Genomic DNA, 15,409 nt, shown 5'->3' with positions numbered 1-15,409 from the left:
CACATGGCCGAGATCACCCTCGACGGCGTCACCAAGCGCTACCCCGACGGCGCGGTCGCCGTCCGCGACGTCAGCCTCGCCATCGGGGACGGCGAGTTCGTGATCCTCGTGGGGCCGTCCGGCTGCGGCAAGTCCACCACCCTCAACATGATCGCCGGGCTGGAGGACATCACCGAGGGCACCCTGCGCATCGGCGGGCAGGTCGTCAACGACAAGGCCCCCAAGGACCGCGACATCGCCATGGTCTTCCAGAGCTACGCCCTCTACCCCCACATGACGGTCCGCCAGAACATGGGCTTCGCCCTGCGGCTGGCCGGCGTGGACAAGGCCGTCATCAAGGCGAAGGTCGAGGAGGCCGCCCGCGTCCTCGACCTCACCGGCCACCTCGACCGCAAGCCCGCCAACCTCTCCGGCGGGCAGCGCCAGCGCGTCGCCATGGGCCGGGCCATCGTCCGCGAGCCCAAGGCCTTCCTGATGGACGAGCCGCTCTCCAACCTCGACGCCAAACTGCGGGTCCAGATGCGCACCCAGATCGCCCGGCTGCAGCGGCGCCTGGGCACCACCACGGTGTACGTCACGCACGACCAGACCGAGGCCATGACCCTCGGCGACCGTGTCGTCGTGATGCGCGGCGGCGTCGTCCAGCAGACCGGCTCGCCGCAGGAACTGTACGACCGGCCGCGCAACCTCTTCGTCGCCGGGTTCATCGGCTCGCCCGCGATGAACTTCCTGCCTGCCGCCGTGGAGGAGGACCGGCTGCGCACCCCCCTCGGCGACCTGCCGCTCGACGACCGCCTCCGCACCGCCCTGGCACGCCACGACGCACCGCGCGAGGTCATCGCGGGCTTCCGGCCGGAGCACTTCGAGGACGCCGCGCTCGTCGACCCCGGCCGTGGCGGCGCCACGGTCACCGTCACCGTCGACGTCCGCGAGTCCCTCGGCTCCGACGTCTACGTCCACGTCGCCCAGGAGGGCGGCGCGGCCGCCGTGGCCGCGGCGGAGCAACTGGCCGAACTCGCCGCCGACTCCGGGCTCGCCGACACCGGCGCCGGCGGCCCCGAGGTCGTCGCCCGGCTCTCCGCCAGGACCCGGGCCCGTGAGGGCGAGCGCTTGCGGCTGTGGCTGGACACCGCACAGGCCCAGGTCTTCGACCCGGCCACCGGCGACAACCTCACGCTCTCCGAACGCCCCGGCGACACGACCGCGGGGTGAGCGCATGGCCCCGGCCACCGTCCCGCCGCCGCTGCCCGGCCCCCTCGCGCACCTGGCCCCGCTCCTCGACGACTGGGGCTACCTGGCGGTCGGCGTCCTCGTCCTGCTCGACAACTGCGGCATCCCCGTGCCCGGGCAGACCGTCCTCGTCGTCGCGGCCGCCTACGCGGGCACCGGCCGGATGGACATCGCCGGCGTCGTCGCGGTCGCCGTCGTCGCGGCCGTCGCGGGCGACTGCCTCGGCTACCTCATCGGCCGCAGCGGCGGCCGCGCCTTCGTCCACCGCTGGGGCCGCTACGTCCTGCTCACCCCGGAACGCTTCGTGCGCGGCGAGGAGTTCTTCGCCCGCCGCGGCGACCTCGTCGTCCTCCTCGCCCGGTTCGTCGACGTCCTGCGCCAGACCAACGGCATCATCGCCGGCACCGCCGGCATGCCCTGGTGGCGCTTCCTGCTCTGCAACACCCTCGGCGCGGTTCTCTGGGTCGGCGTCTGGGCCGCCCTCGCCTACGCCGCCGGCACCCACCTCGGCCCCCTCTACGCCTGGCTCACCCGCTTCCAGCTCTACGCCCTGATCGCCGTGGCCCTCCTCGCCGTCGCCCTGACGGCCCGTCACATCCATCGCCGCCGCATCCGCCGCCGCGACACCGGCCCCTGAGGGGTCCTCACAGCCCGGCGCGCGCCATCAGCGTCGCCAGATCCGGCTCCGGTACGCGGACGACCCCCTGCGGGTGCCTGTTGCTCACCTTCGGGCAACGTCCGGCCCAGGACCAGGGCTTCGGACACGGGCGGCGGGGCCCGGCGGGGGCTACAGCAGGTCCTCGATGGTGATCGGCATCTTGCGGACGCGGCGGCCCGTGGCGTGGTGGACGGCGTTGGCGATGGCGGCGCCGGCGCCGACCTGGCCGATCTCGCCGACGCCTTTGACGCCGAGGGGGTTGACGACGGTGTCCTCGACCTCGACGAGCTCGACGTCGACGTCCGGCACGTCCGCGTTGACGGCGACCAGGTAGTCACCGAGGCTCGACGCCGCCCAGCGGCCGGTGCGGGCCTCCATGTGGTTGGCCTCGAGGAGGGCCTGGCCCAGGCCCCAGATCATGCCGCCGGTGAGCTGGCTGCGGGTGGTCTTGGGGTTGAGGACCCGCCCGGGGGCGAAGGCGCCGACCATGCGGCGGACCCGGACGAGGCCCAGGTCGGCGTCGACGGCGACCTCGGCGAACTGGGCGCCGAAGGTCATCAGGGCGTGCCCGTTCGCGCCGGCGTCGGGGGTCCAGGAACCCAGGGCCTCGATGTCGGGCAGGAATTGACGGCGCATCATTTCGGCGTAGGTCTCGCCGGTGCCGGGGTCGTCCCGGAGCACCATGCGGCCGTCCTGGAGCTCGACGGCCTCGGGGGCCGCACCGTGCAGCGGCGACTCCGCGTCCGCGACCGCCCGCGCGACGAGCGCGTCGCGCAGGGCGGTGGCCGCCGTGTGGACGGCCGCGCTGATCATGCCCGCTCCGGCCGAGCCGACGGCCGCGGCGATCTGGGGGAAGGCGGTGTCGCCGTTCTCGAAGCGGCACCGCCCGGCCGGCAGGCCGAGGGCGTCGGCGGCGACCTGCGTCATGGCCGTGGCCACGCCGGTGCCGAAGTCGGGGGTGGCCGCCTGCACCAGGGCCGTCCCGTCGGCGTAGAGGCGGGCGCGGGCGCGCTGCGGGGTGACGGGCTGGGCGACGGGGTAGCCGGCGCTGGCCATGCCCGTGCCGATCAGCCAGTGCCCTTCACGCCGGGAGCGCGGTCGCGGATCGCGGTCCGCCCAGCCGAAACGCTCCGCGCCGCGGCGGTAGCACTCCTCCAGCCCCCAGCTCGACCACGGCTCGCCTGTGCCGGGGTCGGTCGCCGTGATGTTGCGCAGCCGCAGCTCCAGCGGGTCCATCCCGAGGCGTTCGGCGAGCTCGTCCATCGCGCACTCCATGGCGAACATGCCCGAGGCCTCGCCCGGGGCGCGCATGAAGGTCGGCGTCATGGTGTTCGCGCGGAACAGCCGGTACTCGCCCTCGTAGTGGGGGCATCCGTAGATCTGCGAGGCGACACCGAGAGAGGGTTCGGCCCAGTCGTCGAAGTGCGAGGTGGGGGAGAGCTTGTGGTGGCGCAGCGCGGTGAGCCGTCCGTCCCCGGCCGCGGCCAGCATGATCGTCTGCTCCTGCTCCTCGCGGTGTCCCATGGAGGTGAACATCTGCTCGCGGGTGAGCGCCAGTTTCACCGGACGGCCCACCTGCCGGGCGGCGATCGCGGCGAGGGCCGGATGGTGCCAGATCATGGCCTTGCCGCCGAAACTGCCGCCCGTGTAGTGCCCGATGACCCGCACTCGGGAGACCGGCAGGCCGAGCAGCGCGGCGACCGTCTGCTGGGTGGAGGTGACGCCCTGCGTGGCGTCCCAGAGGGTGAGTTCGTCGCCCTCCCAGGATGCGGTGGTCGCCGGCGGTTCGATGGGCTGGTGGTTGTTCGCGGCGTAGGTGAAGGTGACGTCCAGCCGTACGTCGGCCTCGTCGATCCCCTTCCGCAGGTCGCCCCGGCTCATGCGGCCCGGTATGAAGCCGCCGAAGATCGCCTCGGGCACGTGGGCCCGGTCCCGGCCCTGGTCGAGGGTGGTGACGGAGGGCTCCTCCGCGTACCGCACGTGCAGCAGGCTCGCCGCGTGCTGGGCCCGTTCGTGCGTGTCGGCGACGACGACGGCGATGTGCTGTCCCGCGTAGTGGACGACGTCGTCCTGCAGGGGGAAGAAGGTCTGGCCGGGCGCCGCCGTCCCCGCCAGGGAGGGGATCAGCGGCGGCTGCGCCGCGATGGGCGGGGTGTTCTCGTGGGTGAGGACCGCGAGGACGCCCTCGGCGGCCTCGGCCTCGCCCGCGTCGATCGAGGTGATCCGCCCGCAGGCGATGTGGGCCCCGACGAGCGCGGCGTACGCCATGCCGGGGAGCGGGATCTCCGCCGAGTACCGTGCCGAGCCGGTGACCTTGGGGCGGCCGTCGACACGGTCCATGGGCTGCCCGACGGCCGGGCTCATGACGGGCTCCCGGTGAGGGTCCCGAGCGCGCGGACCACGGCGCGGCAGGCGAGTTCGACCTTGAACGCGTTCATCGCCGTGGGCCGTGCCGCGGCCAGTTCGACCCGCGCGGCCTCGTGGAAGTTCTGCGGGATCGCCGGCGCCCCGAGCAGGAACTCCTCGGCGCGTTCGGCCCGCCAGGGCCGGGTGCCCACCCCGCCGAGCGCGAGGCGGACGTCCAGCACCAGCCCGTCCGCCAGCGCCAGCGCCGCCGCCACCGAGACCAGGGCGAACTCGTACGACTCGCGGTCCCTGACCTTCAGGTAGGTGGAACGACGGGCGATCGGCACCGAGGGCACCTCGATCACGGTGATCAGCTCGCCGTGCTCCAGCGGGTGCTCCCGGTCCGGGGTGTCGCCGGGCAGCAGGAAGAACTCCTCGAAGGAGTAGGAGCGGTCACCGCCCGGGCCCTCGGTCCGGATCCTCGCGCCCAGCGCCGCCAGGGCCACGGCCACGTCCGAGGGGTGGGTGGCGATGCAGTGCGCGCTCGTGCCGAGGACGGCGTGGCCGCGGCTCGTCCCCTCGATTGCCGAGCAACCGCTGCCGGGCACGCGCTTGTTGCAGGGTGACGTGGAGTCGCGGAAGTAACCGCAGCGCACGCGCTGCATCATGTTGCCGCCCATGGAGGCCATGTTGCGCAACTGCGCCGAGGCGCCGAGCTCCAGCGCCTCGGCGACGAGCGGGAAGCGCTCCCGTACGACGGGCGACTGCGCGACCTGGCTCATCCGGGCCAGCGCGCCGATCCGCAGCGAGCCGTCGGGCATGCCCTCCACCCCGGTCAGAGGGAGGTCGTTGATGTCGACGAGCCGTCGCGGCGTGAGCACGTTCTGCCGCAGCAGGTCGATCTCCGTGGTGCCGCCGGCCAGGAAGTGGCTCTGCGGGTCGGCGATGACGGCCGCGATGGCGTCCGCCGTGCCCGTGGCGCGGGTGTAGCTGATAGGCCGCACGGTGTCACGCTCCGCTGCCGGTTCCGGGAGCGGTGTCCGGGCCCGCGTCGCGGACCGCGCGGATCGCCGCACGGATGTTGGGGTACGCGGCGCAGCGGCAGATGTTGCCGCTCATCCACTCCTTGATCTCCGCGTCATCAGAGGCGTGCCCCTCCCGCAGCAGCGCCACCGCCGACATGATCTGCCCCGGGGTGCAGTAGCCGCACTGGAAGGCGTCCTGCGCGATGAACGCCTCCTGCATCGGGTCGAGCCGGCCCTCCCGCGCGAGGCCCTCGATCGTGGTGACCTCGTGGCCCTCGCACGCGATGGCGAGCGTCAGGCAGCCCAGTACGCGCCGCCCGTCCACGAACACGGTGCAGGCCCCACAGGTGCCCTGGTCACAGCCCTTCTTGGCGCCGGTCAGCCCGAGGCGCTCGCGGAGCGCGTCGAGCAGGCTCACCCGGGGCTCGATGTCCACCGCCCGCCGTTCCCCGTTGACGTGCAGGGTGACCGGGACGGGGTCGGGGCCGCGCTCCGGCAGTACGCCGGATTCCGCCGCGGTGTTCGCCGAAACATGTGAGGACACCGGTCCACCTCCAGATCGGTCTCCCTTTCATGCTGTTTCGCCCGTCAACGACCCGCAACCGGGAACATGCCCCGCCGCGCGGCGGCCTACGGGCGGATCCGATCGCCGGGCCGTGCCCGGGCGCTCCCGGTTCCGGGTCCGCGCGGCGCGGTTACCGCTGCCGGGCGGCGTACGCCCGTGCCTTGTTGCGGTTGCCGCACACACGCATCGAGCACCAGCGGCGGCTGCGGTTCTTGGAGACGTCCCAGAAGACCCAGCCGCAGGTGTGCTCGGCGCAGCGCTTGAGGCGCGCCGCGTCGCCGGTGATCACCAGCGCGCTCCAGGCCAGGGCGATGCGGGCGAGCGCCCCTTCCACGGGCGGCAGCCCCGGCGCGGGGGACAGTGCGGGCCGGTCCTCGCCGACCGCGACGTGGACGGGCAGCCCCCGCAGCACCTCGTCGGCGGCCGCGACGGCCCCCGGGTCGGGGGTGTCGCCGACGTTGGCGCCCAGCACCTCGCGGATGCCGGCCCGCAGGCGCAGGGCGCGGTCGTGCTCGCCGGGCGTGACCGGCGTGCCGTCGTCGAGCAGGCGGCGGGAGGCGAGGAAGGCGGACAACCGGTCCGGCGCGGCCAGGTCGTCCGTGCCGAGGTCGAGGTCGACGGTGTTGGCGAAGGCCTCCACCAGGACGGCGGCGGGCGGGGGTTCGAGCACGGGGCACCTCCTGTCGCCGAAGTCTACCGGCTATCGCGAACGACGGTTAGAATGACCGGTGAAGCCGATAGCCGGTTAGTGCAGGGGGAGTTCGCATGGGGGACCACGCCCGCGTCACACCGATGAAGGACGGCGCCGGCCCGGAGGCCGCCCCCGCGACCGCGCCGCCGACGGTCCCCCGGGGCACCCGCAACACGGCCGTGCTGGTCGGCTTCACCGCGGTCACCAATCTCGCCGACGGGGTGACCAAGATGGCGCTGCCCCTGCTCGCGGCGCGGGCTTCCGGCTCGCCGCTGCAGGTCACGGCGGTGTCCCTGACGCTCACCCTGCCCTGGCTGCTGGTCGCCCTCCCCGTGGGCGTCCTGGTGGACCGCCGCGACCGCCGGGGGCTGCTGTGGGCCGCGGGCGGCGTGCGGATGGCGGCCGTGGCCTGCCTCCTCGCGGCGGCCGCCGGCGGCGGGCTCGGCATCGGGGTGCTCTGCGCGGCCGGTGCCGTCCTCGGCGTCGCGGAGGTGGTGGCGCTGACGGCGGAGGCGGCGCTCGTACCGTCCGTGGTGCCCCCGGCCGGACGTGAACGCGCCAACGCGTGGATCACCGGCGCCGAGACCGTGTGCAACGAGTTCTGCGGCCCCCTCGTCGGCGGGGTGCTGATCGCCGTGGGCACCGGTTTCGCGCTCGGCGCGACCTGGGCCGCGTACGCGCTCGCCTCGCTCGCCCTGTTCCTGCTCGCCGGGCGGGTGGCCGGGGCACGCGGCACGGGTGCGGCGGCGGACCGCGCCCCCGCCCCCGTCCGCACGCAGATCGCCGAGGGCCTGCGCCACTTGTGGCGGCACGACCTGCTGCGCACCCTCTCGCTGGTCCTCACCGTCCTGTGCTCCTGCTGGGGTGCGTGGCTGGCGCTGATGCCCCTGCACGCGACCCACACGATGGGCCTGGACGCCGGGCGGTACGGGCTGCTGCTCAGCGCCCTCGGCGTGGGCGGGCTGACCGGCGCGCTCACCGTCGGCCGGGTCAACCGGCTGCTGGGCCGCCGCGGTGCGATGTCCGCCGACATCGCCGGCACCGCCGCGATGATGGCGCTGCCCGCGCTGACCACCGCCTTCTGGCCGGTGGCCGCCGGCGCCTTCCTCGGCGGCATGGGCGGCACCCTGTGGGCGGTCAACGCCCGTACGATCGCCCAGGACATCGTGCCGGAGCACATGATGGGCCGCTACAGCGCGGTCAGCAGACTGTTCAGCTGGGGCGCCATGCCGCTCGGCGCCGCCCTGGCCGGCGTGCTGGCCGAACTGGGCGGCCCCCGGCTGGTGTTCGCGGTCCTCGCGGTCGTCGCGGCCGCGGCGCTCGTCCCGTTCCTGCGGATCGCCGCCCCGGCACGCGCCTAACGCTGGGCGTCTTCCAGCTGCCGGACGACCGCCTCCGCGACCGCGCGGGCGCTGCCCGGGTTCTGGCCGGTGATCAGCCGTCCGTCCTCGACGACGTAGGTGTCGAACGGCCGCCTGGCCATGGAGTAGTCGGCGCCGAGCTTCTTCAGCTCCTCCTGGAGGCTGTACGGCACCGCCTCGGCCCGGTGCGCGAGTTCCTCCTCGGGCCACGAGAATCCGGTCACCCGCCTGCCCCGGACCAGCGGTTCGCCGCTGCTCAGCGTCACGTTGAGCAGACCCGTCGCGCCGTGGCAGACCGTGGACACGATCCGGCCCGACTCGTAGAACCTGGCCATCAGGTCCTCCAGTTCCCGGCTCTGCGGGAAGTCGAACATCACGCCGTGGCCGCCGGTGAGGTAAATGGCGTCGTAGTCCTCGAGGTTCACGTCGGTGATCGGCAACGTGTCCTCGAGGAGGTCCATGTACTCGCGGTCGGCGTAGTGCCCGCCGGTGCCGAGCTCCCCCAGCACCTCGTGGGAGAGGCTCTCCGGGTCGAGGGGGACCTTGCCGCCGGCCGGACTGGCGATGTCCATGGTGTAGCCGTCCTGCTCGACCACGTCCCAGAAGTGCGTCAGTTCCCCGAGCCACAGCCCGGTGCGCATGCCGACCTTCTCGTACTCGTCGACGTTGGTCACGATGACCAGGATCTTCTTGGTCGCAGGCATGCCACTGCCCTCTTCCCTGCGGGATTCGGTGCTCGTCGCGGCGGTCGACACCGCTGTGGCACCCCGTCGGTTCGAGCCTAAATGCGCCATTTGGGGCAGGCAAGGCGGTCCGGCGGGCCGGGCACCGGCTACGCCACGCAGAACTCGTTGCCCTCCGGGTCCCGCATCACCACCCCGTAGTGGTCCACGCCCGGTTGGGCGAGCACGCGCAGCCGGGAGGCCCCCGCCGCGACCAGCCGGCCGACCTCGGCCTCGACCCGCTCCCTGCGGGTCTCCAGGGGGACCTCGGCCCGCTTGCCGCCCACCTTGACGTCGAGGTGCAGCCGGTTCTTGACCACCTTGCCCTCGGGCACCTGCTGGAACCAGATCCGGGGCCCGTCACCCTCCGGGTCCACTATGGAGTCGCAGCACTCCCCGTCGCCGAGCTCCTCCTCCGGCACGCCGACGGAGAGCCAGTACTCCCGCCAGGTGGGGAAGCCGTCCGGGGCGTCCTCCATCCGGTAGCGCAGCGCGTGCGCCCAGAAGCGCGCCTGCGCCCCGGGATCCGCGCAGTCGATCGTGAGCTGGAACGCGACCATGGTGTGCCTCCGTCGAAGTGGCCCGCCCGGTGCCGGCACCGGTGGGACCCATGCTGCCCGACGGGTACGACAGTCGCTCAGTCGCTCAGTCGCTCAGTCGTTCCCCTCGATCCTGAAGCCGACCTTCAGCCCGACCTGGAAGTGCCCGACCTGCCCGTCCGCCAGGTGACCGCGGATCTGCGTCACCTCGAACCAGTCGAGGTTGCGCAGGGTCTCCGAGGCACGGCTCAGCCCGTTGCGGATGGCGGCGTCCAGGCCCTCGCTGGACGAGCCGACGATCTCGGTCACCCGGTACGTGTGGTCGGTCATGGGTCCTCCCTGATCGGTGGGAACGGGCGGCTCCGCCGCCCCTCCACGGTGCCTCATCGCCCCGCGGGCCGCGAGGGGAAGGACGGCCCCGGGCGTTAGCCCACGGCGTGCCACGGGAAGGGGCTCCACATGGCCAGGGCCAACGACGAGGTCGAAGCCCTGCTCCGCGAGTACGCCGACCTCATCCGGATCACCGGCGGCGACGCGTACAAGGCGCGCGCCTACGAGAAGGCCGCCCGCGCCATCGGCGGCCACCACGAGGACGTCTCCCGGCTCGACGACAAGGGACTGCGGAAGATACCCGGCGTGGGGAAGTCCGTGGCCGAGAAGGTCTCCGAGTACCTGCGCACCGGCACCGTCCCCGCCGTCGAGGAACTGCGCGCCCGCATCCCCGCCGGCGTACGGGAGATGACCGCGATCCCGATGCTCGGCCCCAAGCGGGCCATGATGCTCTACCGGGAGCTGCACATCGCCTCGGTGCAGGAACTCGCCGACGCCATCCACGCCGAACGCCTGCGCGACCTGCCCGGCTTCGGCGCCCGCACCGAGGAGACCATCCTGCACGGCATCGGCCTGATGCGGTCCTCGGGCGGCCGGGTCCCGCTGAACGTCGCCACGGCGGTCGCCGAGGAGGTCGTCGCCGAGCTCTCCGCGCTCCCCGGTTGCGAGCGCTGCACGTACGCCGGCTCGCTGCGCCGCATGCGGGAAACGGTCGGCGACGTCGACGTCCTCGTCGCCGCCGAGCGGTCCGGGCCCTTCATGGAGGCGTTCACCCGGATGCCGGGCACCGCCGAGGTCATCGTGCGGGGCGCGAAGAAGACTTCGATCCGGACCACCAAGGGCCTCCAGGTCGACCTGCGGGTCGTGCCGCCCGACTCCTGGGGCGCGGCGCTGCAGTACTTCACCGGCTCCAAGGCCCACAACATCCGCACCCGCGGGATGGCCGTCCACCACGGCCTCAAGCTCTCCGAGTACGGGCTCTTCGACACCGCGACCGGCGAGCGCGTCGTCTCCCGCACCGAGGAGGAGGTCTACGCCCGCCTCGGGCTGCCCTGGATACCGCCCACCCTGCGCGAGGACCGGGGCGAGATCCAGGCAGGCCTGGCAGGGGAGCTCCCCGAGCCGCTCGCGCTGCGCGCCGTCCGCGGTGACCTGCACACCCACACCGACCTCACCGACGGCCTCGCCGGCCTGGAGGAGATGGTGGCGGCGGCGGCCGCGCGCGGCTACGCCTACTACGCGGTCACCGACCACGCGCCCGACCTGTCCATGCAGCGCATGACGGACGGGAAGATCCTCGCCCAGCGCGCGGAGGCCCGCCGCCTGGACCGCGCCCACAAGGGCATGCGCGTCCTGCACGGCACCGAACTGAACATCGGCCCCGACGGGGGCGTGGACTGGCCGGACGCGTTCCTGGCCGGCTTCGACCTGTGCGTGGCCTCGATCCACTCCCACTTCCACCAGGACCGTGACGCCCTCACCCGGCGCCTGGTGCGCGCGGCCGAGAACCCGTACGTCAACATCATCGGCCACCCCACCACCCGGCTGCTGGGCAGGCGCCCGGGTGTCGACGCCGACCTCGACGAGGTCTTCGCCGCCTGCGCCCGCACCGGCACGGCGCTGGAGGTCAACGCCCAGCCCGACCGGCTCGACCTCGGTGACGAACTGATCCTGCGGGCCCGCCGGCACGGCGCGAAGTTCGCCGTCGACAGCGACGCGCACTCCACCGTCCACCTGGACTTCATGCGCTACGGCGTCGGTACGGCCCAGCGGGGCTGGCTCACCGAGGACGACGTCGTCAACGCCTGGCCGCTCACCCGGCTGCGGCGCTTCCTGCGCAAGGGCGGCCGTACGCATCCGTGACCGTACCCGGGGTAGGCGCAGCGCGAGGGCCCCCTACCACGCCCGACATCGAGGAGGACACGATGCTGCTGCTGGGATTCGTGCTCATGGGCGCCACCGCCGCCTTCACCGGACTCCTGATCGCGGAGAACCTCGGCGGAGGACCCGACTACACCGTGACGCTGTTCGGCTCGGACATCGCCACCGTCAACACCCTCGGCGCGTTCCTCGCCGGTCTCGCGCTCGCCCTGGTGTTCTGCCTGGCCTCGGTCATCGCCCTGGCCGGCGCCGGACGCGAGCGCAGCCGCCGCGCGGAGCTGCGCCGGCTGCGCCGCCGGGCCCGGGCCGCCGAGACGGCGCCCGACGCCACCGCCCCGACCGCCACCGCTCCGACCGTCACCACCGGGACCCCCGACGACACGGTCACGACCACGAAGACCCCCACGGCGTCCGCCCGCCGCCGGGGCATGCACCTGTTCGGCCACTGAGCCGGAGCAGAGGCGCCGGAGCAGAAGCGCACCACCCCGGCGCACATGGCGCCCGCCCACCGGTACGTACGACGGACCGCCGAAGATGCCTCCCGGACCCGCTGCCGCCATTCTGGGAACGGGGCAGGACAAGGAGGCCGGTACGTGTCCACCGCGAAGATCTGCTGTGTGGCGGGCGCCCCGTGCTGGGTCAGCCTGATGGCACGCGACCTGGACGTGGCGAAGGCGTTCTACGGACCACTGCTCGGCTGGGAGTTCGAACCCGGTCCCTCCCGCTGGGGCCCGTACGAACGCGCACTGGTGAACGGCACGGAGGTCGCCGGCATCGGGGCCATCGCCCGGGACTGGGAGACCTCGGTGTCCTGGACCACGTACTTCGGGGTGGAGAGCGCCGACGCCACCGCCTCCGACATCCGCGACCGCGGCGGCACGGTGGCCGTGGGCCCGCTCGACTTCGACGCCGGGCGGCTGGCCCTGGTGGCCGACTCCATGGGCGCCTCCTTCGGCATCTGGGAGGGCGAGCACGGCCCCGCCCGCAAGCTGCGGATGCACGGCGCCCCCTCCTGGATCGAGCTGCGCACCCGCGACACCTTCGCCGCGGCCCTGTTCTACGGCGAGGTCTTCCACTGGGACCGGCGCGGACCCCGCTACGTCGTGGAATGGGAGAACGACCGCGTCGTCCTCTACGTCGACGGGCACAGCGTCGCGGGCATCCGCGGCGGCGGCGTCGAGGCGGCGGCCGACCCCAAGGTCCGACCGCGGTGGCACGTCTTCTTTACCGTCGCCGACGTCGACGAGGCCGTCCGGCTCGCCAAGGACCTCGGCGGCGAGGTGACCGGCGAACCCCTCGACAGCGCCTACGGCAGGGTCGCGGGCATCCGCGACCCGGAGGGCGGACTGCTCTCCCTCGTCGCCGACCACGAGTAGCACGCCGCCCGCCCACGTCCCATCGGATGAACCTCGCCCCGCCGCCGCCCCGCCGGGTCGCGGACGCCGCGGCGGGGCGCTAGGGATGCGGCCATGGAGTGGTTCACGGCACCCGACTACTGGCTGAGCCGCGTCGTCGTCCAGCGCGGCCTCGGCGTGCTCTACCTGGTCGCCTTCCTCACCGCCGCGAACCAGTTCCGCGCCCTCATCGGCGAGCACGGTCTGCTGCCCGTCCCGGACTTCCTGCGGCGCGTGCCGTTCCGCCACGCGCCGAGCCTGTTCCACCTCCGCTACTCCGACCGCCTCTTCGCCGCCCTCGCGTGGGGCGGCGTCGCGCTGTCCGCGGCCGTCGTCGCGGGCGTCACGGACCTCGTGCCGCTGTGGGCCGCCCTGCTGGTCTGGGCGGTGCTGTGGCTGCTCTACCTGTCGATCGTCAACGTCGGCCAGACCTGGTACGCGTTCGGCTGGGAGTCCCTGCTGCTGGAGGCCGGCTTCCTGGCGGTGTTCCTCGGCAACGACGAGACCGGGCCGCCCGTGCTGATCCTGTGGCTGATGCGCTGGCTGCTCTTCCGCGTCGAGTTCGGCGCCGGACTGATCAAGATGCGGGGCGACGCCTGCTGGCGCGACCTGACCTGCCTGTACTACCACCACGAGACGCAGCCCATGCCCGGCCCGCTCAGCTGGTTCTTCCACCACCTGCCGCGCGGAGTGCACCGGGCCGAGACCGCCGCCAACCACTTCGCCCAGCTGGTCGTGCCCGTCGTCCTGTTCACCCCGCAACCGGTGGCGGGCATCGCCGCCTGCGTCGTCATCGCCACCCAGCTGTGGCTCGTGCTCTCGGGCAACTTCGCATGGCTGAACTGGCTGACCATCGTCCTCGCCGTCGCCGCGCTCGACGGCTCGTACGTGGCCGCGCCGCCGCCCGGGGCGTCCGTCCCCCCGCCCGCCTGGTACGCGGCCCTGGTGATCGCCGCCACCGTCCTCGTCGCCGTCCTCAGCTACTGGCCCGCCCGCAACCTGCTCTCCCGCGGCCAGATGATGAACGTCTCCTTCAACAGGCTGCACCTGGTCAACTCCTACGGCGCCTTCGGCAGCATCAACCGGATGCGCCTGGAGGTCGTCGTCGAGGGCACCGACGCCGCCGAACCCGGCCCCGGCACCGTGTGGAAGGAGTACGGCTTCAAGGGCAAGCCCACCGACCGGCACCGGCTGCCCCGCCAGTTCGCCCCGTACCACCTGCGGCTGGACTGGCTGATGTGGTTCGCCGGGATCTCCCCGGCCTACGCGTGGAGCTGGTTCATCCCGTTCGTCGGCAAGCTCCTGGAGAACGACCCCCGCACGCTGCGCCTGCTGCGCAGCAACCCCTTCCCGCACGCCCCGCCCACCTACGTCCGGGCCCGCCTGTACCACTACCGCTTCACCGACCGGCGCACCCTGCGGGCCACCGGGGCCTGGTGGGAGCGGAGCCTGGTGCGGGAGTACCTCCCGCCGGTCGACCGCGAAGGCCTGCGACGCGAGGGCCGGTGACGGCCGCGTACCCCGGCCCAAGCCCCGGCCCCAAGCCCCGGCCCCAAGCCCGGGCCCGTACTACGGCCGCGCCGCCCTCGCGCGCGCCCTCAGTCGCGCCACGGGGTGGGACGGATCTCGAAGCCGGTGAGCCCCTCCGGCTCCTCCTCGACGACCTCCACACGGTCCACGATGGACAGCTGCGAGCCCTCGTGCGACCAGGCCACCATCCGTTCCACCGCCTCCGGCGGCCCCTCGAAGACCGCCTCGACCGTGCCGTCCGGCCGGTTGCGGACCCAGCCGGCGACTCCGCTCTCGTCCGCCGTCATACGGCAGGTGTCCCGGAAGTACACCCCCTGGACGTCGCCCGTCACGACGACCCGCCGCCGCGTCACGACGGCCGCACCTGGCGGACCGCCTCGCGGAAGGCGTCGGCGTCCAGGACGGCCGCCCCGCCGGGGTCGTTGTTGAAGTACACAAACACGTCGGAGCCCTCCGGCCAGGTGTCCGCGATGCGGTGTGCCCAGGTGGTCAGCGCCCGGGAGCCGTAGCGGGGCCACGGCCGGGCGATGCCCTCATGGAAGCGCACGTACCCCCAGTCCGCGGTACGCCACAACGGCGTCGCAGGGCGCGCCCGCCGGTCGGCCCAGCACAGCGCGGCGCCGCGGCGCTTCAGCAGGGCCCGGATCTCGGGGGTCCACCAGGAGGCGTGCCGCGGCTCGACGGCCACCCGCACGCCCTCCGGGAAGCAGTACAGGCACGCCTCCAGGACCCGGGCGTCGGCCCTCAGGTTCGGTGGCAGCTGCAGCAGCACCGGCCCCAGCCGGTCGCCGAGCCCCTCGGCGTGCGTCAGCAGCCGCCGCACCGGCTCCTCCGGGTCGCGCAGCCGCTTCATGTGGGTCAGGTAGCGGCTGGCCTTGACCGCCATCACGAAGCCCTCGGGCGTGTGCTCGCGCCAGCTCGCGAAGAGCTCCCGGGACGGCAGGCGGTAGAACGCGTTGTTGCTCTCGACCGTGCCGAAACGGCGTGCGTACTCCTCCAGCCACAGCCGCTGCGGCACCTGGGGCGGGTACAGCACGCCGCGCCAGTCCCGGTACTGCCATCCCGAGGTTCCCACGAGCACGGACATCGCGCGGTCCCTGCCGGTTGCTTGCTGCTCCCTATTCAGGGTAGGTCGTA

At 73.3% G+C, this 15,409-nt stretch carries 16 protein-coding genes; 7 read left to right on the top strand and 9 right to left on the bottom strand.

The annotated features are described in order from the left end of the window. Positions 1-3 precede the first annotated feature (3 nt). Positions 4-1,212, top strand: coding sequence for a sn-glycerol-3-phosphate ABC transporter ATP-binding protein UgpC (ugpC, locus tag OG937_08525; protein WUD71735.1), 1,209 nt, complete (start codon positions 4-6; stop codon positions 1,210-1,212). Positions 1,213-1,216: 4 nt separating this feature from the next. Further along, positions 1,217-1,867: a DedA family protein gene (locus OG937_08520; GenBank protein WUD71734.1), complete on the top strand. Its 651-nt coding sequence runs from the start codon at positions 1,217-1,219 to the stop codon at positions 1,865-1,867. 150 nt (positions 1,868-2,017) lie between these two features. On the opposite strand, the gene OG937_08515 is transcribed toward OG937_08520, so the two are convergent. The 4 genes from OG937_08515 to OG937_08500 form a co-directional block, all read right to left on the bottom strand. Then, positions 2,018-4,252 (bottom strand): xanthine dehydrogenase family protein molybdopterin-binding subunit, encoded by a 2,235-nt coding sequence (locus OG937_08515; protein ID WUD71733.1) that lies wholly within the window; start codon positions 4,250-4,252, stop codon positions 2,018-2,020. Next, positions 4,249-5,238, bottom strand: coding sequence for a xanthine dehydrogenase family protein subunit M (locus OG937_08510; protein WUD71732.1), 990 nt, complete (start codon positions 5,236-5,238; stop codon positions 4,249-4,251). The genes OG937_08515 and OG937_08510 overlap by 4 nt, the downstream gene beginning before the upstream one ends. Before the next feature lie 4 nt (positions 5,239-5,242). Beyond that, complete coding sequence (locus OG937_08505) at positions 5,243-5,758, bottom strand: (2Fe-2S)-binding protein (protein ID WUD78675.1); 516 nt, start codon at positions 5,756-5,758, stop codon at positions 5,243-5,245. 196 nt (positions 5,759-5,954) lie between these two features. Then, positions 5,955-6,494 carry a CGNR zinc finger domain-containing protein gene (locus OG937_08500; protein ID WUD71731.1) on the bottom strand — a complete coding sequence of 180 codons (540 nt, stop codon included), beginning with the start codon at positions 6,492-6,494 and terminating at the stop codon, positions 5,955-5,957. Between the two features lie 122 nt (positions 6,495-6,616). On the opposite strand from OG937_08500, the gene OG937_08495 reads away from it, so the two are divergent. Further along, positions 6,617-7,876: an MFS transporter gene (locus OG937_08495; protein WUD78674.1), complete on the top strand. Its 1,260-nt coding sequence runs from the start codon at positions 6,617-6,619 to the stop codon at positions 7,874-7,876. Here the strand turns inward: OG937_08495 and OG937_08490 are convergent. From OG937_08490 to OG937_08480, 3 genes are all read right to left on the bottom strand, one after another. Next, positions 7,873-8,580: a type 1 glutamine amidotransferase domain-containing protein gene (locus OG937_08490; GenBank protein WUD71730.1), complete on the bottom strand. Its 708-nt coding sequence runs from the start codon at positions 8,578-8,580 to the stop codon at positions 7,873-7,875. The genes OG937_08495 and OG937_08490 overlap by 4 nt on opposite strands. Positions 8,581-8,708: 128 nt before the next feature. After that, on the bottom strand, positions 8,709-9,158 hold the full coding sequence (locus OG937_08485) for a VOC family protein (protein ID WUD71729.1): 450 nt from the start codon (positions 9,156-9,158) through the stop codon (positions 8,709-8,711). A 93-nt stretch (positions 9,159-9,251) separates the two neighbouring features. Beyond that, on the bottom strand, positions 9,252-9,467 hold the full coding sequence (locus OG937_08480) for a dodecin family protein (GenBank protein ID WUD71728.1): 216 nt from the start codon (positions 9,465-9,467) through the stop codon (positions 9,252-9,254). Positions 9,468-9,596: 129 nt separating this feature from the next. Here OG937_08480 and polX point away from each other — a divergent pair, with 129 nt between their 5' ends. The 4 genes from polX (at position 9,597) to OG937_08460 (ending at position 14,251) form a co-directional block, all read left to right on the top strand. Next, on the top strand, positions 9,597-11,330 hold the full coding sequence (gene polX, locus OG937_08475) for a DNA polymerase/3'-5' exonuclease PolX (GenBank protein ID WUD71727.1): 1,734 nt from the start codon (positions 9,597-9,599) through the stop codon (positions 11,328-11,330). A gap of 62 nt (positions 11,331-11,392) precedes the next feature. Further along, positions 11,393-11,797 carry a hypothetical protein gene (locus OG937_08470; GenBank protein ID WUD71726.1) on the top strand — a complete coding sequence of 135 codons (405 nt, stop codon included), beginning with the start codon at positions 11,393-11,395 and terminating at the stop codon, positions 11,795-11,797. A 144-nt stretch (positions 11,798-11,941) separates the two neighbouring features. Next, complete coding sequence (locus tag OG937_08465; protein WUD71725.1) at positions 11,942-12,724, top strand: VOC family protein; 783 nt, start codon at positions 11,942-11,944, stop codon at positions 12,722-12,724. A gap of 93 nt (positions 12,725-12,817) precedes the next feature. Further along, on the top strand, positions 12,818-14,251 hold the full coding sequence (locus OG937_08460; protein ID WUD71724.1) for a lipase maturation factor family protein: 1,434 nt from the start codon (positions 12,818-12,820) through the stop codon (positions 14,249-14,251). A gap of 89 nt (positions 14,252-14,340) precedes the next feature. Here OG937_08460 and OG937_08455 read toward each other — a convergent pair whose 3' ends face one another. Together OG937_08455 and OG937_08450 are read right to left on the bottom strand one after the other, a co-directional pair. Next, a complete protein-coding gene (locus OG937_08455) occupies positions 14,341-14,625 on the bottom strand; it encodes an acylphosphatase (GenBank protein WUD71723.1) in 285 nt (94 codons plus the stop codon). Next, on the bottom strand, positions 14,622-15,359 hold the full coding sequence (locus OG937_08450) for a DUF72 domain-containing protein (protein WUD71722.1): 738 nt from the start codon (positions 15,357-15,359) through the stop codon (positions 14,622-14,624). Before OG937_08450 ends, OG937_08455 begins: the two co-directional genes overlap by 4 nt. Positions 15,360-15,409 lie beyond the last annotated feature (50 nt).

Origin of the sequence: Streptomyces sp. NBC_00510 (assembly GCA_036013505.1) — a bacterium.
Lineage (GTDB): Bacteria > Actinomycetota > Actinomycetes > Streptomycetales > Streptomycetaceae > Actinacidiphila.
Note: the sequence above shows the minus strand (reverse complement) of the source record. Positions and strands in the feature narration are given on the sequence as shown.